General features: G+C 59.4%; 18 protein-coding genes and 1 tRNA gene. 13 read left to right on the plus strand and 6 right to left on the minus strand.

From position 1 onward, the window contains the following. Positions 1 to 614 precede the first annotated feature (614 nt). Positions 615 to 1,283 (minus strand): response regulator transcription factor, encoded by a 669-nt coding sequence (locus tag GOB94_RS06730; protein ID WP_182278070.1) that lies wholly within the window; start codon positions 1,281 to 1,283, stop codon positions 615 to 617. Positions 1,284 to 1,927: 644 nt separating this feature from the next. On the opposite strand from GOB94_RS06730, the gene GOB94_RS06735 reads away from it, so the two are divergent. After that, positions 1,928 to 2,003 (plus strand) — tRNA-Ile (locus GOB94_RS06735). A gap of 94 nt (positions 2,004 to 2,097) precedes the next feature. On the opposite strand, the gene GOB94_RS06740 is transcribed toward GOB94_RS06735, so the two are convergent. The 3 genes from GOB94_RS06740 to GOB94_RS06750 form a co-directional block, all read right to left on the minus strand. After that, positions 2,098 to 4,920 carry a TonB-dependent receptor gene (locus GOB94_RS06740; protein WP_255484314.1) on the minus strand — a complete coding sequence of 941 codons (2,823 nt, stop codon included), beginning with the start codon at positions 4,918 to 4,920 and terminating at the stop codon, positions 2,098 to 2,100. 725 nt (positions 4,921 to 5,645) lie between these two features. After that, a complete protein-coding gene (locus GOB94_RS06745; protein ID WP_182278071.1) occupies positions 5,646 to 6,155 on the minus strand; it encodes a hypothetical protein in 510 nt (169 codons plus the stop codon). Positions 6,156 to 6,224: 69 nt separating this feature from the next. Continuing rightward, the gene (locus GOB94_RS06750) at positions 6,225 to 6,677 is read right to left on the minus strand and encodes a YraN family protein (protein ID WP_255484315.1); all 453 of its coding nucleotides are present in this window, start codon (positions 6,675 to 6,677) and stop codon (positions 6,225 to 6,227) included. A 155-nt stretch (positions 6,678 to 6,832) separates the two neighbouring features. On the opposite strand from GOB94_RS06750, the gene GOB94_RS06755 reads away from it, so the two are divergent. From GOB94_RS06755 to GOB94_RS06765, 3 genes are all read left to right on the plus strand, one after another. Next, entirely contained in the window at positions 6,833 to 8,473 is a 1,641-nt protein-coding gene (locus GOB94_RS06755; RefSeq protein WP_182278073.1) for a CTP synthase, read from the plus strand. A gap of 29 nt (positions 8,474 to 8,502) precedes the next feature. Further along, positions 8,503 to 9,162: a DUF4230 domain-containing protein gene (locus GOB94_RS06760; protein ID WP_182278074.1), complete on the plus strand. Its 660-nt coding sequence runs from the start codon at positions 8,503 to 8,505 to the stop codon at positions 9,160 to 9,162. A 76-nt stretch (positions 9,163 to 9,238) separates the two neighbouring features. Next, complete coding sequence (locus GOB94_RS06765) at positions 9,239 to 10,423, plus strand: acyltransferase (protein ID WP_182278075.1); 1,185 nt, start codon at positions 9,239 to 9,241, stop codon at positions 10,421 to 10,423. A 165-nt stretch (positions 10,424 to 10,588) separates the two neighbouring features. Here GOB94_RS06765 and pyrH read toward each other — a convergent pair whose 3' ends face one another. Next, positions 10,589 to 11,293 (minus strand): UMP kinase, encoded by a 705-nt coding sequence (gene pyrH, locus GOB94_RS06770; protein ID WP_182278076.1) that lies wholly within the window; start codon positions 11,291 to 11,293, stop codon positions 10,589 to 10,591. 269 nt (positions 11,294 to 11,562) lie between these two features. On the opposite strand from pyrH, the gene GOB94_RS06775 reads away from it, so the two are divergent. The 4 genes from GOB94_RS06775 (at position 11,563) to GOB94_RS06790 (ending at position 14,385) form a co-directional block, all read left to right on the plus strand. After that, positions 11,563 to 12,330, plus strand: coding sequence for a TIGR00266 family protein (locus GOB94_RS06775; RefSeq protein ID WP_182278077.1), 768 nt, complete (start codon positions 11,563 to 11,565; stop codon positions 12,328 to 12,330). 142 nt (positions 12,331 to 12,472) lie between these two features. Next, positions 12,473 to 12,889, plus strand: coding sequence for a DUF4870 domain-containing protein (locus tag GOB94_RS06780; protein WP_182278078.1), 417 nt, complete (start codon positions 12,473 to 12,475; stop codon positions 12,887 to 12,889). Between the two features lie 169 nt (positions 12,890 to 13,058). Next, positions 13,059 to 13,364 carry a hypothetical protein gene (locus tag GOB94_RS06785; protein ID WP_182278079.1) on the plus strand — a complete coding sequence of 102 codons (306 nt, stop codon included), beginning with the start codon at positions 13,059 to 13,061 and terminating at the stop codon, positions 13,362 to 13,364. 97 nt (positions 13,365 to 13,461) lie between these two features. After that, entirely contained in the window at positions 13,462 to 14,385 is a 924-nt protein-coding gene (locus GOB94_RS06790; protein ID WP_182278080.1) for a dienelactone hydrolase family protein, read from the plus strand. Between the two features lie 85 nt (positions 14,386 to 14,470). Here the strand turns inward: GOB94_RS06790 and GOB94_RS06795 are convergent, their stop codons facing one another. Beyond that, positions 14,471 to 15,574 carry a HAMP domain-containing sensor histidine kinase gene (locus GOB94_RS06795; protein WP_220465006.1) on the minus strand — a complete coding sequence of 368 codons (1,104 nt, stop codon included), beginning with the start codon at positions 15,572 to 15,574 and terminating at the stop codon, positions 14,471 to 14,473. Positions 15,575 to 15,773: 199 nt separating this feature from the next. Between GOB94_RS06795 and GOB94_RS06800 the strand changes: the two genes are divergently transcribed. The 5 genes from GOB94_RS06800 to GOB94_RS06820 all read left to right on the plus strand — a co-directional run bounded on the left by GOB94_RS06800 (position 15,774) and on the right by GOB94_RS06820 (position 18,880). Then, complete coding sequence (locus GOB94_RS06800; RefSeq protein ID WP_255484319.1) at positions 15,774 to 17,081, plus strand: alpha-L-rhamnosidase; 1,308 nt, start codon at positions 15,774 to 15,776, stop codon at positions 17,079 to 17,081. A gap of 98 nt (positions 17,082 to 17,179) precedes the next feature. Continuing rightward, positions 17,180 to 17,437, plus strand: coding sequence for a GlsB/YeaQ/YmgE family stress response membrane protein (locus tag GOB94_RS06805; protein WP_182278083.1), 258 nt, complete (start codon positions 17,180 to 17,182; stop codon positions 17,435 to 17,437). Positions 17,438 to 17,594: 157 nt separating this feature from the next. Then, a complete protein-coding gene (locus GOB94_RS06810) occupies positions 17,595 to 17,861 on the plus strand; it encodes a GlsB/YeaQ/YmgE family stress response membrane protein (protein WP_182278084.1) in 267 nt (88 codons plus the stop codon). Positions 17,862 to 18,246: 385 nt separating this feature from the next. Beyond that, on the plus strand, positions 18,247 to 18,561 hold the full coding sequence (locus GOB94_RS06815; protein WP_255484320.1) for a type II toxin-antitoxin system RelE/ParE family toxin: 315 nt from the start codon (positions 18,247 to 18,249) through the stop codon (positions 18,559 to 18,561). Further along, complete coding sequence (locus tag GOB94_RS06820) at positions 18,545 to 18,880, plus strand: helix-turn-helix transcriptional regulator (RefSeq protein WP_220465007.1); 336 nt, start codon at positions 18,545 to 18,547, stop codon at positions 18,878 to 18,880. Before GOB94_RS06815 ends, GOB94_RS06820 begins: the two co-directional genes overlap by 17 nt. Positions 18,881 to 19,041: the final 161 nt, after the last annotated feature.

The raw sequence follows: 19,041 nt of genomic DNA on the forward strand, positions 1-19,041 counted from the left end.
TTTTCTCCCTCTTAAGTGAGGAGATCCTCATGCAAGTTACGTCGACATGTATTCTCACGGCGACTGAGAAGTTCGTAAATGAAAGTCTCCAGGAGGCGAAAGCTCTTCGACATATATTCCTATTCCGCTTTCGAAGAGCTTCTGCTAAAGCCATTTACATAAACACTATACCGGTATATCGCAGTATATTATTGCAAGCTGGCAGAGACAAATAGTAGCACCTTCACAATAAGCGATCACGCGAGTCCGCTCGGCTTGCCGCAGGCGGCGAGCGCCCTGAACCCGATGATGTGCAGATAACCGATGTACTCAGAAAAGCTTCTGAGTACATCGGACGCACAACCCCTCGTTCGCATCGTCAGGGGTCGGCATTAACTCCGAGTTGAAGAACAGCTCGATCCTGCTTCAGCGAATACCACCTGGATCTTCAGATCCCTATTGCGATGTGCTCTCTGCTTTGAACGCACGGCGAATTGCTGCATGAAGTTTACATCGCCTCAAATCGAGTGGAAGGGGTGGTTTTACCCCACCCCCCGTCACATCCGCGAAGCGACAGGACGCTCACAACTCAGGGTTGTTGTGGCCTCGAAGAGTCGATGCGTTCAGGACCCAGCTTAGCGAGCACCCATGTTCTGCTGGTGTTTGAGCGCATATTGACGCGCCTCCGAACGATTGTTAGCACCGATCTTCGCGTAGAGCGTGCGAAGATGCCAGCGCACCGTTTCACGGCTGATAAACAACTCGTCGGCGATCGCCTGGTTCTTCTTGTCCATGCCGAGCAGGCGCAGAATTTCTTCTTCACGCTCTGTAAGTTTCTTGCGAGATATGCTCTGGTCCAGCATCCATTGGCGGGCCAGAGCCGCCAGAACGTTTCTGGGGTACCAGAGGTCTCCGCGTTGTATTGCAGTGATCACAGCGCGCAACTGCTGAGGCGGCGCATCGAGGGCGAGTACGCCGGAGCAGCCCGCAAGCAGCGCGACTCTGTAGACGTCGTTGTGAGAGCTGTTGCTCAGCGCAAGAACTTCTACCGTGGACAGGTACTCGACCGCAGGGACCTGCTCCGATTCCAGTTGTTCGAGCGATTCAACGTCGACGATGAGTATCACTGAGCCCACCAGCTTGCAGAAGCGCACGGTTCGCCATGAATCCGGCTTCGACTCGAGGATGTGGCACTCAGGCAGTGATTGCGTGACAAACTCTCTCGATCTCCTCGTCAGTCCGGCTGCTACTAACGTGACATCTTCGGGCTGCTTAGAGAAATGAGGCGTCAGTGGGTGATCCATAACTCAATACCATAACGATCTATCCCGCGGTTTACCAGTTGCCGCCTATGAGTCATGGATCTTCCATGCTAGCTCCTTAGCCGAACCTATGCAGACATCCCACCCGCTCTGTCATACGCAGAGTGGGTGGATAAAAACCCTCCTGTTCACGCCGCGGCGCTGCCATTAACCTGTATTTGCAAGAACCGCTCTGAAGCAGAGTTATTCGGTGGTCCTTTCTATGTATGCCTGCTGCACGTCAGGGATTTCACGTGTCAGAAGCACTTTCCGATTTCCGATTATGCCTATGGAGGATCCCTGTCTTCCACTTTAGGCCAAGCCGGTCTTCCGCTGGGGAACTGAGGCTCCAGCGGAAGACCGGCTTGTTTCTTGCGTGCAGCCCCAGTTGGGATTGGTATTGGCGAAGATACCATTCGCGCAACTATCAAACGCGGCCACGGCGGTCTACAGAGCATACTTCTCCGAGTTCGAGATCTATGCTTACGCCGACGCAATGCCTCCGACTTTGTCCTTCACCCGCTACACCATACAATGTTTATCAGGTTCGGTGAGCCGAGCGTGTCTGCGTTCGACCTGATGCGGTTGCTGGCTACAGCGACATCCTGGTCATGCAACGGCTCATCCATCCGACGCCCGTCATTGCAGGGCCTGTAGCTCAACGGTTAGAGCAGGGGACTCATAATCCCTTGGTTGGGGGTTCAAATCCCTCCGGGCCCACCAGTTCCCTCTTCGCCCCTCCCACGTAAAGAGAAAAATCCCCGTCCTGCCGCTGTGCTGCAGCGACAAGACGGGGTGTGGAGGATCGAGATTTGAATCAGTGCGACTTCGGAGAGAACCCGAAGACCACCGACAGCATGATGCTGCGTGCTGGCAGAATGCTGACTGCATCCTGACCGTTGATCGGTGTCTGACCGTTGGTGTTGAACGGGTCGGTGTAAGTGATGCCATTCACCGCAACGTTTTCCGTTACAGGCTTTCCTGCCAGAGCCACGCTGGTGATGTTGCTGCTGTTGAAGAGGTTGTTGAAGCTCACCGCCAGTTTGGTGTTCGCATAGCGGCCTTCGCGGATGGTGTAGTTGATGTTCGCGTTGGTCAGCGTAAACGGGGCCACCGTGTACTGGTTGTGGTACTGGCCGTTGTCCTCATACTCCATACCGACGCGCTTGTTGAAGATGCCGATGTCCCAGCTCTTGTGCTGGTAGGTCAGGCCCTCAGTTTCAATATCCGAAGGAGCCTGCGCTACATGCTGGCCCGACGGTGCGGTGAAGGTGTACTGCGCTGTCGTTGAGGCGCAGCCCGCGGTGCCGGAGGTGCAACTCTGATTCAGAGTGCCCGAGTAGACGGCGTTGTCGTAGCTGCCGTTGAGGTAAAGGCTGAGGCCGGAGATGAGGTAGATGTTGCTCTCAGCCTCAAAGCCCGTGGTGTTGGTGCTCGGCGTAAGGAAGTAAACGGGTTCCCCTGTCGAGATGGGCGTAAACGAGGAGTACGTGTTGTCGAAGTGAATGCGGAAGACATCCGCATCGAATGTAACGCGCTTCAGCTTCACAACAGTTCCACCCTGGTAGGTAAGGTTCTTCTGCTGTTGTGGCAACGTCGCAACCGGAACACCATCGGTGCCCTGGTTGAAGTCGAACACCGCCGACGGCGGAACCACACTGCCGGTCGCGCCCTGAAAATATACCGACCAGTTGTTCTTGATGCGGTAGTTGACCGAGCCCGAAGGCAATGTGGCGAAGTAGCTGCCGCCATTCGTGATAAACGTGGATGGATTGCCGTTGAGAGGACCAATCTTGCCGCCGTTATCGGCGAACTGCTTCGTGCCAATGGTGTAGTACGCAAACTTGATGCCCGGCGTAACCGTGAACTTTGAACCGAGGTGGAACTCATACTCAGCGAATGGCTGATAGGAGTCCGTTACATACGTCTCAGAGAAGTTCGGCAACGGCGAATCGACCCGGTTGTTCGTGGGGTCAGAGGGATACTGGCGGCGGTTTGTATTGGCCCACTCGTACCACATACCGGCCCGCAGGATGCCGTACTTGGAGACCTGCGAGAGCTGCGAGGTCTCGCCGTACTTGCGGTAGCTGTTGTACTTGTCCACCGCGCATGGATAGATGCCCACACTGATGCCCTGTACTGTGCTGACCGCGTCGACGTCGCATGGAGCGATCTTCAGCCCCATGTAGGTCTTGGAGCCGTTGATCGTGGTAGCGTCCGTGATGGTGGTCGCCTTCGCGTAGTACTCCGAATTGTCGTAGTTGTAGGTGTAGGGCTTGATGTCGAACGTGAAGCCTTTGCCCAAGTCGCTGTGGACCTGCACGTACTCGAAGTCCGTAGGCACGTGGTAGAAGTTGTACTGGTCGTCGAGGTACAACAGCGGGTCAGAGTTATTGGTAAGCAGGAAGTTGATGCCCGCGCCCGTGTAAGGCAGCAGCACATTCGTTGCGCCCGATACCGTGGAAAGACAGCTATAGCCAGCACCCACGCCGTACATCTGGCAGCGCGTGGCGTTGAAGTTCGGCGTGTTCGCGTCCAGCCAGATCACGCCAGAAAAACCGGTAAGCGTGGTGCTTGGGCTTAGCTGGTACTGCAGCTTGATCGCGCCGGCGTTCCGCGTCTGGTTGTTCAGGCTCTGGTAGCCGTGGCTCTGCAGGTGGTGCACGTCGATGCTCGTGTTGAACTTGCCGCCCGGGCCAAAAGCACCCGAGTCGTACTCAGCGTCATAGAGGTAGGTGTTGAACGACCCACCGGAGAAGGTTGCGCGCACGTTCTGCAGCGGCGAGAGCTCTTTGGAGAGCAGGTGGATGGAGCCGCCGAACGGCGTGGGCCCGATCGTCGAGGCCGTGCCGGGCGAGCGATCGAAGTCGATGCCGCCTAGGAACTGCGCCGGGAAGAACGCCCAGGAGTGGTGCGTCGGCGTGTTGGTGTCATAGAACGGGATGCCATCGAAGTCGATGTCGTAATCGCCATCCGGGAAGCCGCGGAAGTAGGTGCTCGACTGACCGAGGCCGACGCCGTTGCCGTTGGTGGTGAAGGTACCGGGAGCCATCTCCACGGCCTCACCGAAGTCAGCCACCGGCGACATGAAGTTCTTGATCATCGTCGAGGTGATCTCGGTGCGCGCCGAGGTCTCCGAGAGTAGCGCATCCATGGGGGCCAGCGCCGCCGCTACCGAGTGCGTCTGATCCGCATCCACCGTAACGTCCGTCGTCGCGGCGCCGATAGGCAGCGTGAACGCTACCTGCGCACCGCTGTCGCTGACTCCCACGCCGTTCTTGATCACTGCGCTGAACCCTGGTGCCACCGCGACTATGGTGTACGCGCCCGGCGCGAGTCCGTTGATCACAAAGTGGCCTTCGGCATCAGTCGTCACCGTCTTGCTGTGCCCGTTGGCATCGCGCACGGTCACGCTCGCCTTGGCGATCAATCCGCCCTTGGCGTCAGAGACGGTTCCCTGCAGCACGCCCGCGTTCTGCGCGCCGTGTGCATGGCCGATGCCTGCATGCGGCTGTGCGGCCGCCGGAGCCGCATGCATCAACGTGGTGGAGAGCAGGAACAAACTTGCGCCCGCAACGGTAAGCAGCTTTTGCAGCGCTGTCCGGGGATTTGGCTGGCCGCCTTCACTTCGAATCATCATTTCGACATTCCTTTTCTGTTGACCCCTCTTAGGGGTTCCTTGTGCTTGCGTTTTCAGTTGCCTGTATGCAGAGTGGAGCTTCACGGACTGCCCTCTTCAGGGCGCAGTACTGGCATGGCACCTTGAGACCTTTCTTCGATGGACCCCAATCAGGCGGCCCATCGGATCTCGTCGTGCTCACTTTCGGCTCAGCAGATACACCGGTGCCTATTACTTTGTCAGGCAGGTTCGCAGGCTCCGTGAGAGCGCGGTGAAATTTGGATGAGAGGAGTGTGAACGGCTCTAGTTGCTGTGAATCCCTTACGGTTTTCTGATACGAAGATGACAGACCGGTCAGTTTGTAACGAACTGTTCACAGTCGAGGCCCGGTCAGCCAACTTAAATAGCAAATGGCCGGCACCAGGATGGGTCAGTTCGGCAAGCCCGCAGACAGGCCATCATGCTGTCAAGTCCAATTTGCCCAAAGAAAGCTTCAACTTACACAAAATAAACAACTAAACGAGCCGAAGAAAGTGAATGATTCCTTGCGCCGCTCGCTATACTGGAAATAGGGGAACTTCCACCGGGTTAAGGCAAACGTATCTCACGCCGTTCGGCGCATCCCCTTTGCTTCCAATATCATGCGCACAACCAAAATAGAATCAGCCACTTACGCCGGGGATCACCCGGTAAGTGGCTGATTCTGCTGGATACCTCTGCTACATAGGGAGGGAGTGGCCCTGCCGCTAGCTGCCCGGATTGTACTTGTACTGCAGCTCGTGGATCGCTGGCCAGGTCATAGTCTTGTCCTTGCGGTTGACGTACATGAAGACCGGGTGGTCCCCGTTGATTCGTACCGCTACGATCACTCCGCTACCGAACATGCCGCTGCCGTCCGTGCGCGAGATGTCCACGTGGTGCCAGGTAATCGGCGCATTGACCGGGCTATGGGTCGTCCAGTCCTCGGTAAACCGCTGCAGTGGATAGTCCATGTAGCGCTGCGGATGCTGCTGCCAGTCGGGGTCGGCGTTGTAGATGCCGTAGGCCTTGGCATAGTCCTTGGCCTGCAACGCATTGAAGAACTCATCCACACGATGCTCATACCCAAGGTTGGAGAACAACCACCCATGACCGGCGATATAGCCAGCCAGCGTTAGAACCACGAGGAGGAAGATGGTGGAAGCGGCGACGATGAGAATGTTGCGGTTGCGGTTATCGCGGCGCGGATCGTAGGCAGGAGCATTCAGCAGGGTCACAGCGGTGAGTTCCTCTCTTTCCACTATCATAGACACCGCGAAGGGCAGATTTGGCTGCTCATAACACTTCTAGCGTCTACGCCACACCGCTTCGAACCGTGGAAACGCGTCGCGGCGGTGCTCGAAGACGGGCTTATTCGTATCGAAGTAGACCGAAATCACGTCGAAACGGACCTGTAGGCCAGCGCGATGCAGTGCCGGAATCTGGCGGACGTAGGCAGACGCCATCTTTCGCAGCATCTCCTGCTTGGCCTCGTCGACGGCCATCTCCGCCGGAGCGATGCCACGCGAGCCGCGAGTCTTGACCTCGAAGATGACCAGCGTCGCGCCGTCCCAGGCGATGAGGTCGAGATCGCCGGGCAGCCGCTCGGACCGCCAGCGCCTCCCAACAACGGTATAGCCCAACGAGCGCAGGTAGAAGAATGCAGCATCTTCCCCGCGCTCACCCATCAGCAGATGCGGCGGCAGCAGGCTGCGGCGGTCGGCCAATGCGCGCAGCCATGTGTAGCTGCGTCGTTCCAATGCAAGGGTAAGCTCAGCGGGACCCATGCACGGAGGATAACCCGGGCAGCCTCAGCGGGCTACACGGTTTGAGCGTGAATCTCCACAACGTCTGCGATATACTTGATTGTGCACACCGAGCACAACCCAAACATTCCATTCAAGAGGTCGCGGCTATGTCAGCAAAGTACATCTTTGTGACCGGCGGTGTTGTGTCGTCGTTAGGAAAAGGACTGGCTGCAGCCTCGATTGGCTGCCTGCTGGAGGCGCGCGGTCTGCGCGTGAACCTGATGAAGTTCGACCCGTATTTGAACGTCGATCCGGGCACGATGAGCCCGTTCCAGCATGGCGAGGTCTTCGTCACCGACGATGGCGCCGAGACCGATCTCGATCTCGGCCACTACGAGCGGTTCACCCACGCCAAGCTGAGCCGCGATAACAACCTGACCACCGGCCGCATCTACGAGCAGATCATCACCAAGGAGCGCCGCGGCGACTACCTCGGCAAGACGGTGCAGGTGATTCCACACGTCACCAACGAGATCAAGAATGCCATGCGCAAGGTCGGCGCAGACTGCGACGTCGCGCTGGTGGAGATCGGCGGCACGGTCGGCGATATCGAGTCTCTGCCGTTCCTCGAGGCCATCCGCCAGATGCGCCAGGAGCTGGGCCGCGACAACACCTGCTTTGTGCATGTGACGCTGGTGCCGTGGATCGCGGCGGCGCAGGAGCTGAAGACCAAACCGACACAGCACTCGGTGAAGGAGATGCTCTCCATCGGTATTCAGCCGGACATCCTGCTGTGCCGTGCTGACCGCGAGGTTCCTCGCGACATGCGCGAGAAAATCGCCGCGTTCTGCAATGTGGAGCAGGCTGCAGTGATCGTAGCCCGCGATGTGCCGAGCATCTATGAGGTGCCGCTGAACTTCGCTGCTCAGAACGTAGACGGGCTTGCGCTGAAGTATCTGCGCATTGACGCGAAGGATGCGGACCTGTCGAAGTGGCAGGACATCGTGCACCGCTCCTACAACCCGAAGGACACGGTCGAGATTGGCATCGTCGGCAAGTATGTGGAGTACGAAGACAGCTACAAGTCGCTGAAGGAGTCGCTCGTTCATGGCGCGCTGGCGGAGAACCTGAAGCTGAAGGTGACCTGGGTGGAAGCCGAGGGGCTTGAGGTCGAGGGCTATGAGTCGCAGTTGGCGGGCTTTGATGGCATCCTGGTTCCCGGCGGATTTGGCAAACGCGGCATCGAAGGGATGCTGAACGCGATCAAGTATGCGAGAGAGAAGCATGTGCCGTACTTCGGCATCTGCCTGGGCATGCAGACGGCGTGCATTGAATACGCGCGCAATGTTTGCGGACTGACGAAGGCGAACTCCGGCGAGTTCGATCCGGCGACGCCGCACCGCATCATCTACAAGCTGCGCGAGCTGACCGGCGTGGAAGAGATGGGCGGAACGATGCGCCTCGGTGCATGGACCTGCGTGATGGAACCGGACTCCCTCGCGGCGAAGGCATATGGCTCGACGGAGATCAGCGAGCGTCATCGCCATCGGTATGAGTTCAATCGTGAGTACGAGGCAGTGCTGACGGGCGGTGGCCTTCGACTGACGGGCACAACCCCGGACGCAACATATGTAGAGATCGTCGAAATCCCGTCGCACCCGTTCTTCCTCGGCTGCCAGTTCCATCCGGAGTTCAAGTCCAAGCCGCTCGAGCCGCATCCGCTGTTCCATGCGTTCGTGAAGGCTAGCTATGCGAACCGCGGACAGAAGCCGGCGAAGGACGCCGTTGACGCCAAGATGAATGCATAACTGGTTGTACTCTGTCTGCAGGGCCCACTATGACGATGCAGTATGACTACCACTCAGGACGACGCAGTTCGGGGACGCTGTTCAGCGTAATCGTGTCGCTGGCGCTTGGCGCTACGCTGCTGGGAGTGTTTGTGCACCGTGCACGGGTTGGGCTTGCGGGCAAGCTGGCGTCGTACATCACGGGCGAGCCGATGAATGTGATCTCGGACCGCGCGGTGGTGGACCGGGTGCAGCGGCTGAACCGGCTGGAGACGGCTGTTTATACGCTCGATACGGTCGTCGAGAGTGACGAGTCGAGCCCCGTGCTGCCAGATGCGCTGGCGGGCGACCACCTGTTGATGATCGTCCAAGGGCAGACGATTGCGGGCATCGACATGAGCCAGTTGAAGCCGGAGAACGTCGTGATCACGGAGCATGGCGGCGAACGCGACATCAAGATCACGCTGCCGCCATCGCAGGTGTTTCTCACCACGATCGACAACGGTCATTCGCGGGTCTATACGCGCGAGACCGGGCTGTTTGTGAAAGCCGACCCAAACCTTGAGACGCAGACCCGCGTGAAGGCCCAGGGCCAGTTGCAGCAGGCAGCGTTGAGCGACGGCATTCTCGATGTCGCGACCAAGAATGCGCGGACGACAATTGCTGCCATGTTGCAGGGACTTGGCTTCGCGCACGTCGAGGTCCAGTGAAGAAAGTACGAATCCGCAACATTTCAGCCTCCGGCTGTCACCCAGCGCACAGAAATCCTCATCGAATAGAGTGCGCATGACGATCGCTACCGCACCCACCTCCACCGGAGAACCCGCCGCCGTTCTGCAACCCGCGCCGTTTGTGCGGAAGCCGGCGCTGCCTGCACTGACAGGCCTGCGCACACTGCTCGCACTGACGATCCTGTTGTTCCACTTCACACCGAGCGGGCTGCAGTGGGGGCCGTTCTCGCTGTATCCGATCGTGGACATCGGGTATGTGTTCGTCAGCTTCTTCTTCCTGATCTCCGGGTTCATTCTGTCGTACAACTATGCGGACCGACCGGGCGGCGTGAATGTGGCGGACTTCTGGGTAGCGAGGCTGAGCCGCCTTTATCCGGTGTACCTGCTCACCATGCTGATCTCGATCCCGATGTTGGTGGTGGAGTGGCATGCGCGGTCGCATACGGAGTTCTGGATGGGCGCGATTGCCACGCCCCTCCTCATACAGGGGTTCTTCCCTCACCTGGCGACGTTCTGGAACACGGTGAGCTGGACGCTCAGTTGCGAGATTGCGCTGTACCTTATGTTCCCTTATCTGCTGCGGTTGAAGTGGCCGAAGAACTCATGGAAGCTGCTGGCGTTGGTGATCGGGTTCTGGGCAGTCGGACTCATCCCGCATACGATCTATGTGTTCACCAATCCGGACCATCTGCCCGGGCCGGCGGACCGCTACAGCGGCGGGTTCTGGATCGACTTCCTGAAGTACACCCCGCTGCCGTATCTGTGTACGTTCCTTGCCGGGCTGACTCTAGGCCGACTGCATGAGGCGGCGAAGCTGTCGGCACGGTCGCGGATGATTGTTGGAGTCGCGGGCTTTGCAGCAGTGTGGTTTACGGCGTATCACCTGACCGACCGGCTGCCGTACATCATGATCCATGGCGGCCTGTTGACGCCGCTGTTTGCGGCGGTGATCCTCGGGCTTTCCGGGCCGAGTCCGCTGGCGAGCGTGTTCTCCATCCGTCCGTTGGTGACGATCGGGGCTTCAACCTACTGCCTGTACCTGCTGCACTTCAACGTCTTCATCCTGCTGCACCTGCATCACGTTCCAGAGAAGCTGCATGTGGCGCGCTTCGATCCGTGGATCAGCTACGTGTTTGTGGTACTGCTGGCGCTGGCAGTGCGGAAGTGGGTGGAGCATCCGTGCCAGATCGCCATCGGCAACTGGTGGAAGCGCCGGCGTGCGGCACAGGCTGGGCGATAAAATCGGCGCAGGCTTATAACCCTTTACCCTGCAATATCATACGCGCAACCGCAATAGAATCAGTCACCTAACCCCGGGATCACCCCGTAAGTGACTGATTCCGCTAGATACCTCTGCTACATAGGGAGGGGGGAGGGTATCCCCGCCAGTACACATAAGCGACGCTCAGGCGGTGACGAGGGAGCCTAGTTTTTCGCCCTGGATGACCCTGAGGATGTTGCCGCGCTCGCGCATGGAGAAGACGACCATGGGCAGGTTGTTGTCCTTGCAGAGCGACACGGCAGAGATGTCCATGACCTTGAGGCCGAGTTGGATCATCTGCATATAGGTGATCTCTTCGAACTTGACGGCGGTGGGGTCCTTCTTGGGGTCGGCCGAGTAGATGCCGTCGACCGAGGTGGCTTTGAGGAGAGCGTCGGCGTTGATCTCCATGGCGCGGAGGGCGGCGGCGGTGTCGGTGGAGAAGTAGGGGTTGCCGGTGCCGGCGGCGAAGATGACGATGCGGCCTTTTTCGAGATGGCGGACGGCGCGGCGGCGGATGTAGGGCTCGGCCACCTGGTGCATGGCGATGGCGGACATGACGCGGCAGAAGTGGCCAGTCTTTTCGATGGCGTCCTGCAGGGCGATGGCATTGATGACCGTGGAGAGCATGCCCATGTGGTCGGCGGCGACGCGGTCCATGTGGATGGCCTGCTCGGCTACGCCGCGGAAGAAGTTGCCGCCGCCGACGACGATGGCGACCTGACAGCCAGAGGAAGCGACATCGGCGATCTCCTGAGCGACTGCGTTGATGAAGACGGCATCGACACCGAAGCCACGGCCGGCGGCCAGGGCTTCACCGGAGATCTTGAGAAGAACGCGCTTGTACATATCCTTGTTGAGTTTACTAGGAGATGCAGGGGTTAGGGGTTAGGGAATCGGGAATAGGAGAGTGGTTCGTTCTTTTGATGCGATGTATTACGGGTTCCAGGCAGCCCGTTCTCGCGCGTTGCGCGATACCCCACCCTTTCCGATGAGGCCGGAAAGGATGGGCCACCCGTCAGAGGGAGCAAGGAACTTTTGGGCGAGGGTGGGCGTAGGATATTTGGCGATGGGCGTGTTTTGATACGCCGACTTCGCCGCGAGAGGATGCAACGACGATGCAATCGAGAATTGTTGGAAGCACGATGCCTGTGCTGGAGCTGCTGCTGGAGCCGGGTGAGAGTGTGATCTCCGAGGCCGGCGAGCTGAGCTGGATGGGGCAGACGATCGCCATGACGACGCATACGCAGATGGCGGGCGGTGGTGGGTTCTTTGGCGCGATCAAGCGCGTGGCCGGTGGCGGCACGCTGTTTATGACCGAGTACACGGCGCAAGGGTATCCGGGCGAGGTGGCGTTTGCGGCGAAGATTCCGGGGCACGTTGTGCCGCTGGAGATCGGGCCGGGACACGAGATCATGATCCATCGGCATGGGTTCCTGTGCGCGACCCCGCAAATCCAGCTAGGTGTGGGCTTTCAGCAGTCGCTGGGTGCGGGCATCTTTGGCGGCGATGGGTTTCTGCTGCAGAAGGTGAGCGGCGTGGGCACGGCCTGGCTGGAGCTGGGCGGCGAAGTGGTCGTCCGCGACCTGCAGCCGGGCGAGACGCTGCGAGTGCATCCGGGGCATGTGGGCGCGTTCCAGAGCTGCGTGAGCTTCCAGATCACGCGGATACAGGGCATTCGCAATATGTTCTTCGGCGGCGATGGGATCTTTCTGGCTGCACTGACCGGGCCGGGACGCGTATGGCTGCAGACGCTGCCGCTGTCGAACCTCGCTCATGCGTTGGAGCCGTACCTGCCGCAGAACCGCGGCGAGGGTGTGCGCAATGTGGGAACCGCCGCAGTGCTGGGCGGGATTGTGGGCAGCATGTTCGACAACAACCGATAAAAGCGAAGCGTCGACAGACGACGCTATAGGCGGCTCCGTTGACTGCGAGATATTTGCGCGGCAACGGAGCTTTGCTGTGGTACAACGATTGCGAGTCGCGGCGGCAGCGTAACGACTGCGCGACCTGATAAGGAGTTGTGCCATGAGCGATGAGATGGGAAGCGTCCCACCCGAGGCGCAGCAGCAGGGCTACCAGCAGGTTCCACCACCGCCGCAGTATATTCCGCCGGCACAGGCAAGTGGGTTGAGCGATACCGCCGCAGGGGCGCTCGCGTACATCACGATCATTCCGGCGATCCTCTTTCTGCTGATCGATCCTTACAAGGACAAGCCGTTTGTGAAGTTCCATTCGATCCAGTGCCTGGGTCTTGCGATCTGCGGGTTCTGCCTGGGCGTGATTGCCGTGATCCCGATTCTGGGCTGGATCATCTACATCGTCGGGATGCTGACGATGCTGGTGGTGTGGATCATCTGCATTCTGAAGGCGTCGCAGGGGGGAGCGTTCAAGCTGCCGGTGATTGGGAAGTTTGCCTCGGAGCAGTCAGGGTACGCGGCGTAGGCAGACGGCTTCTCTCACAGCTGGCCGCTCACGGCGGGCGTGATACAAGAAGAGTTGAGCCACAGGGGCGCGGCTGGGATTGCGCTGTTCGTGGATGGCTCTGTGAGCGGCCCCATTGAGAGATACAGCACCACGAAGTACCCACTGGCGCACCCATGTTGCGGGAGCGGTGGCTTATCTGACAGTGATTCCTGCGCTGGTGTTGCTGGGCGTAACGCCGTACCGGCGCAATCCGTTTGTGCGCTTCCATGCGATGCAGTGCGTGGTGTTGACGGCGCTGGCGATCGCGGGGCGGGTGATGCTGCACTACTCGCACTTTAAGCCGATGCTGGTGGGTGGGCTTTATTTATACGATGGGGATGATGTCAGTGTGGGCGCTAGCGCTGGTGATGGCAGCGCAGGGGACGACGCTGTGGATTCCGGTGGTGAGCCACGTTGCGCAGAGTCTGGCGGAGTGATACGCGAGCGCGCCTGACGCAAAGTGGGACAACATGCAAATGTTTTTTATCGGGATGAACGGCGGCAACGGGATGGCGTTGCGCCGAAGAGTGTGTCCACGTAGACTCGCTGGCATGAATCGAGTTTTGTTGTCGGGTGTGGCATGTGTGGCGGTGGCCTTGTCGAGTGTGGCCGGGATAGGTGGCACACGCGCGGAGGCGCAGGACTGGGCAAGGACAGCCTTGGATAAAAGCCCCAGGCATAGCGAGTATGTGACGATCCAAGAGGCGAGCGGACGGAAGCTGCAGGCGTTCGTGGTGTATCCGGAGGTAAAGGACAAGGCGCCGGTGATCGTTCTGATCCACGAGATCTTTGGCGAGAGCGACTGGTTCAAGGAGATGGCCGATGAACTGGCTGGCGCAGGCTACATCGTTGTCGCGCCGGACCTGCTGAGCGGCTGGGGGCCGAACGCAGTTGCCGCCAAGCCAATGGCGGGCATGGGCGGCGATGACCACATGCACAGGGCACCGGGTGCTCCGGGAGCGGCGTACGAGGCGGCGATGCCGGGAGGGACTTCGGCGTTTCCGGACCAAAGTGCGGTGGTCCACGCGGTGACTTCCCTGCCCGACAGCGAGATAATGGGCGACCTGGATGCCGCGGCGGACTATGGCAAGAAGCTGCCTTCGGCGAATGGGAGGCTGTTTATCGCAGGCTTCTGCTGGGGCGGTGGAAAGAGCTTTCTGTATGCCACGCACCGCAAAGACCTGAGCGCTGCGTTTGTGTTCTACGGGACGCCGCCACCAGTGGATGCGATGAAGAACATCACAGCGCCCGTGTATGGGTTTTATGCAGGCAACGACGCGCGGATCTCGACAACCGTGCCGCAGACCGAGACGGACATGAAGGCCGCAGGCAAGACGTATGAGCCGGTGATCTATGACGGTGCGGGGCATGGGTTTATGCGTGCGGGCGAGGCTCCAGATGCGAGCGCGGCTAACCTGGCGGCGAGACGCGAGGCATTTCAAAGGCTGGTGAAGCTGCTGGGTGGCGTGCGGTAAGGGCAGAGTGTAAACGCCAAAATGTAGAGCATAGAGAAGTCCGCCGAAGCCTGGGGCTTCGGCGGACTTGTTTTGTAAGGGGTGGTCAGTTGGTTGCGGGAGTGAAGGCGCGGGGCCACCACAAGATGAAGGTGGTGCCTTCCGGGCCGGTAGAGGCGACGCGGATGTCTCCGCCGTGGCGAGCGAGGATGTGGCGGGTGGCCCAAAGGCCGAGGCCGTTTCCCTGCTCGCCTTTGCTGGTGACGCCGAAGGTGAAGAGGCGGGTGAGGACTTCAGGGGGGATGCCCTGGCCCTCGTCGCAGACTTGAATTTCGACACCAGCGGGCGTGCCGGTGAAGGTGACGCGGATGGCGGCGTGTGGTTTTGCTATGGCTTCGCAGGCGTTGCGGATGAGGTTGAGCAGGACCTGACGGGGTTCGCCAGGTAGCGCCTGCACCGCGGTGTCGCCGGTGGCGACGAGTTCGAGATGTATGTCCTGGCGCTGCAGCAGGGTCAGCAGGAGAGCCCGGACGCTCTCGGCCGCGGCGAAGAGGTCAACGAGTTCGGGGTCCTTGCCCTGGCGGAAGAAATCGAGCGTGGAGCGGGAGATGGTGAGGATGCGTGTGGCTTCTTCGGCAGCTGTGGCGGCCCAGCCGGCAACATCCGAAGTGACATTGTGAGAGGTTTCGATGAGGAAGAGCAGATTCTGAATGGCCTCGAGCGGATTGGCGATCTCATGCGCGACGAGGGTGGACATGCGGCTCCACTCTTCGAGCTTCTGAGCGGCCATGAGGCTTTCGCGCATCTGGCGCTGCTCCTGCTCGGTCGTGGTGAGGCGCTGGGCGTAATCGTTAATGCGGTCGCCCATGAGACGGACACGGCCGATGAGCGCAAGCGCTATCCACGCGGAGAGGACTGCAGTAAGGATGTTGGCGGTCGCGTCGATCCAGAAGAAGGGTAGCCAGGTGGTGACGACCTCCATGAAGTGCGTGGAACCACAAGCCACGATGAAGAGCGCAAAACCGACACCGAAGTAGGCCCAGTCGCGGGCGAGAGCCTGGCGCGTGCGGCGGACGAGAGAGAGAAGAGTGATGCAAATGGAGAGATAGCTCAACGCCGTGATCGCGTTGGCGACCACCATGGTCCAGATAAGTTGGGGGTCTGCTCGCCAGCAGACGGCATGCGGCATGAGCGATATCGGCGACGACATCCGGGAGAAACCTCGGCAGGTTTGCGCTGCCAGCAGGAGCCCCTACGTGCGGACTCATGTATTGGATGAGCGGTTCGATGCGAGTTTAAATAAAAGCGTTGTCTAACAGGAAAAGGTATCACCGGTGACGCTGTGCCGAGTAGCTTTTGTTGAGCAAGTGCTGAAGAATGTTCCCATGCAACGGAGAGAGTTTTTGCGGATGGCGGGTCTAGCTGCAGCAGCGGCCAACGTGACACTAACGAGCTGGGCCAAAGAGCCGTATCCTCGGTTTCCGGACAGCGGCCCACATTGGAGGAGCACCTGGGATGCGGCACTGACGGTGCTGGCGGGGAATGTGAAGAAGGTGCCCAGGTACGACCGGCCCATGCTGATGGAAGGCGCGGTGTATCCGGGCGTGTGGATGGAGTGTGGGCCGCAGGAGGCATTGGTGTATGCGGGTCTGCGGAGGTTTGTGCCTCAGCATGAAGGCCAGTCGAGTCCGCTAGAGGTTGCGCGGGCAAATCACATGGCATTCTTTGCATTGCAGCGCGAGGACGGCCAGCTGCCGGCGAGCATCAAGGTGAGCGGCGAGGTGGGATATGGACAGATCCAGATGGTGGTGCCGATCGCGGCGACGGCTTGGGAGCTGGTGCAGCTGACACATGATGAAGAGCTGCTGACGACAGCGTACGAGGCCTGCGGGAAGTGGGATGCGTGGCTGCGGCGCTATCGGGACACGCGGAAGACAGGGTTGGTTGAGGGCTTTTGCACGTATGACACGGGGCATGACAACAGCCCACGGTGGAAGGGCATTCCGAACCGCTGTCCCGACGCGGACGCGAGGAAGTGTCCGCCGATTGTGACGATGCCGCGGCTGTGCCCGGACCTTTCCGCAACGGTGTACGGCGGGCGTGTGGCGCTGGCCGCGATGGCGAAGGCGCTGCACAAGCACGATGAGGCGGCGCGCTGGGCGGAAGACGCCGAGACGATCCGAAGACTGATCATCGAGAAGCTGTATGACCCGGAAGACGCCGCGTTTTATGACCTGGACGCGGAGAACCACTTTGTACGGGTGCGCGGCGACGTGATCACGCGCGTGATGGGCGAGCATGTGCTGAAGCTGAAGATACCCCGCGACCGCAAGATCTTCGACGATGTGTGGGTGCAGCAGCTACACAATCCGAAGGCGTTCTGGACACCGTATTCGTTTCCTTCGATCGCGATTGACGACCCGAGTTTTGTACGCCCGATTCCGCGCAATAGCTGGGGCGGGGCGACGCAGGCACTGACTGCACTACGCACGCCGCGCTGGATGGCCCACTACGGTAAAGAGGCAGAGTTGCGTGAGCTGATGCACGCATGGGTGACTGCGATTGCGAGATCCGGCACCGATGGTGGGCCGGGGGAGTTTCGGCAACAGATGGACCCGATGACCGGGGAGTTTACACGGGCCGATCCGAGTGGGTACTCGCCCGCAGCGCTGGTGTACTTGGAGTTCGTAAGGCGACTTGGAAGTTACCAAAGATGAGGGTGGACAAAACTATCCACCGACGATGGTGGACAGGGCTTATGGGATGTGGTGGAATCCCTTGGTGATCTAAAGACTGCTTTACGAAAGAGGCCAATATGGATGGACACGGAATCATCGTTACACTATTGATCGGGTTGATCGCAGGCTTTCTGACCGGAAAGATCATGAAGGGCTCAGGCTTTGGCGTGATCGGCGATATCGTCATCGGCATTCTGGGTGCGCTGGTGGGCGGGTTCATCGCCGGCCACCTGGGCTTTATGCCTGCCGGCATTGTTTCGACGATCATCGTCGCAACGCTGGGAGCGATCCTGCTGACCTTCCTGTATCGGCTTGTGACCGGAAGCCGGGGATAACGTAGTCTTTTGAAGCGCGAAGCGGGCCCAAAGCGAACCTTTGGGCCCGCTTTTTATGCGAGTGTGATGGCCGTCCTAGACGAGGGTTGTCGTCTGGTGCTTCAATGCCTATCGTGCGCGGAGATGTATGGCTCACGCGAGGAAAGGAAGAATTGCGATGGACGTCTTCTTCTGGTTTGCGTTGGTGGGTTTCGTTGCAGGATGGGTGACGGGCAAGTCGATGAAGTGCCAGAGCCACTCGCCGTGGTCCGACGCGGCGATGGGTGCCGTTGGGGGGCTGCTGGCGGGCTTCCCACTGCGGCATCTGGAAGCTAATTACAACTGGGGGCTCCTTGTGGCCGTGCTGGTGGCGACGGCGGGTGGGGTGCTGGTGACGTGGGGCGTGCATCGCGCTCTGGAGCACTTTCACCATACCGCTCATTAAGCGGGGATGCGGGTTCCTCCATTGAGAGCGCGTCTGCGGCAAGGGGTTGAGAATCTCGCACCTGCCCCCCTTTTTCGGGCCAAGATCCGCAGCGGATTGGGGTTAAGCTTGTATACCCTTTGGGGTGCACTTTGGTTGCTACCTAGCAGCTGGGTTGTCAAAGAGCTTCTTAGACGACGAAACCCGGCCTGGGCCGGGTGGAGGATGCTCATGCTTCTATTGTAAATGGGGTGTCAAGAGGGTGGGTCGCCCGACTGAGAACGCGTCTTGCCAGAATCGCAATCCCGGTTTATCTTATCCCTTAACTGGGATATTCATGACGAGAAACGTATCCGCTGTGGGAGAGAAGCCTCTGTATTGGGTTGGCTCCTCTAAGAAAGACCTGATGAAATTCCCTGAGATGGTACAGACGCATCTCGGTGTGGCGCTGGGAGTGGCACAGTTTGGCGGCAAGCATCCTGATGCGAAGCCCTGGAAGGGCGATGGGCCGGGCGTGCTGGAGATTGTAGAAGACCATCGCGGTGATACGTTTCGCGCGGTCTATACGGTCCGCTTTGAAGGTGCTGTGTATGTGCTGCACACGTTTCAGAAGAAGTCGAAGAGTGGCATCAAGACGTCCAAGGCTGACCAGGACTTGATCGCGGCGCGGCTCAGGGACGCGCAGCAGGATTATGAGGTGCGATATGGCAAAGACAAGTAAAGCGGTTGTAGAGGCGAGTTCCGGAAATGTGTTTGCCGATCTGGGATTGGCGGACGCTGAAGAGCTGGGGACGAAGCTGCGGCTGTGCGTGGTGGTGAACCGGATTCTGGAGGCACGTGGGCTTACGCAGGTGGAGGCCTCTCAGGTACTGGGCGTGACTCAACCGAAGGTGTCTGCACTGAAAGCGTACAAGCTGGAAGGGTTCTCGGTCGAGCGACTGATGCACTTTGTCACGGCGCTGGAGCATGATGTAGTGATCGAGATTCGGCCGAAGGTGAAGAAGGGTGAGGCGAAGGTGATGGTGGTGAGCGCGGCTTAGAGGTCCCACCATCAACGGAAGGAGCCATCTATCGGCACGGTTGAAGCCGTGCCCTATCGATTTGTGGCTCCATTGAGGATCTAGGCTGCTCAGGCGAGAAGCAGATTCCCTTCGGGAATGACAAACAAGAAAAGCAAAAACAAGAGCAAAAACAATAGCCA

This window comes from Granulicella sp. 5B5 (genome assembly GCF_014083945.1).
Lineage (GTDB): Bacteria > Acidobacteriota > Terriglobia > Terriglobales > Acidobacteriaceae > Granulicella.

Excerpts from the sequence above, each read along its gene's own strand:
- pyrH (WP_182278076.1), bottom strand. The coding sequence starts at position 11,293 with ATGTACAAGCGCGTTCTTCTCAAGATCTCCGGTGAAGCCCTGGCCGCC.
- GOB94_RS06765 (WP_182278075.1), top strand. The coding sequence starts at position 9,239 with ATGACGATCGCTACCGCACCCACCTCCACCGGAGAACCCGCCGCCGTT.
- GOB94_RS06760 (WP_182278074.1), top strand. The coding sequence starts at position 8,503 with ATGACGATGCAGTATGACTACCACTCAGGACGACGCAGTTCGGGGACG.
- GOB94_RS06820 (WP_220465007.1), top strand. The coding sequence starts at position 18,545 with ATGGCAAAGACAAGTAAAGCGGTTGTAGAGGCGAGTTCCGGAAATGTG.
- GOB94_RS06775 (WP_182278077.1), top strand. The coding sequence starts at position 11,563 with ATGCAATCGAGAATTGTTGGAAGCACGATGCCTGTGCTGGAGCTGCTG.
- GOB94_RS06810 (WP_182278084.1), top strand. The coding sequence starts at position 17,595 with ATGGACGTCTTCTTCTGGTTTGCGTTGGTGGGTTTCGTTGCAGGATGG.
- GOB94_RS06730 (WP_182278070.1), bottom strand. The coding sequence starts at position 1,283 with ATGGATCACCCACTGACGCCTCATTTCTCTAAGCAGCCCGAAGATGTC.
- GOB94_RS06805 (WP_182278083.1), top strand. The coding sequence starts at position 17,180 with ATGGATGGACACGGAATCATCGTTACACTATTGATCGGGTTGATCGCA.
- GOB94_RS06755 (WP_182278073.1), top strand. The coding sequence starts at position 6,833 with ATGTCAGCAAAGTACATCTTTGTGACCGGCGGTGTTGTGTCGTCGTTA.
- GOB94_RS06800 (WP_255484319.1), top strand. The coding sequence starts at position 15,774 with ATGGCGGGTCTAGCTGCAGCAGCGGCCAACGTGACACTAACGAGCTGG.
- GOB94_RS06780 (WP_182278078.1), top strand. The coding sequence starts at position 12,473 with ATGAGCGATGAGATGGGAAGCGTCCCACCCGAGGCGCAGCAGCAGGGC.
- GOB94_RS06740 (WP_255484314.1), bottom strand. The coding sequence starts at position 4,920 with ATGATGATTCGAAGTGAAGGCGGCCAGCCAAATCCCCGGACAGCGCTG.
- GOB94_RS06790 (WP_182278080.1), top strand. The coding sequence starts at position 13,462 with ATGAATCGAGTTTTGTTGTCGGGTGTGGCATGTGTGGCGGTGGCCTTG.
- GOB94_RS06795 (WP_220465006.1), bottom strand. The coding sequence starts at position 15,574 with ATGTCGTCGCCGATATCGCTCATGCCGCATGCCGTCTGCTGGCGAGCA.
- GOB94_RS06815 (WP_255484320.1), top strand. The coding sequence starts at position 18,247 with ATGAAATTCCCTGAGATGGTACAGACGCATCTCGGTGTGGCGCTGGGA.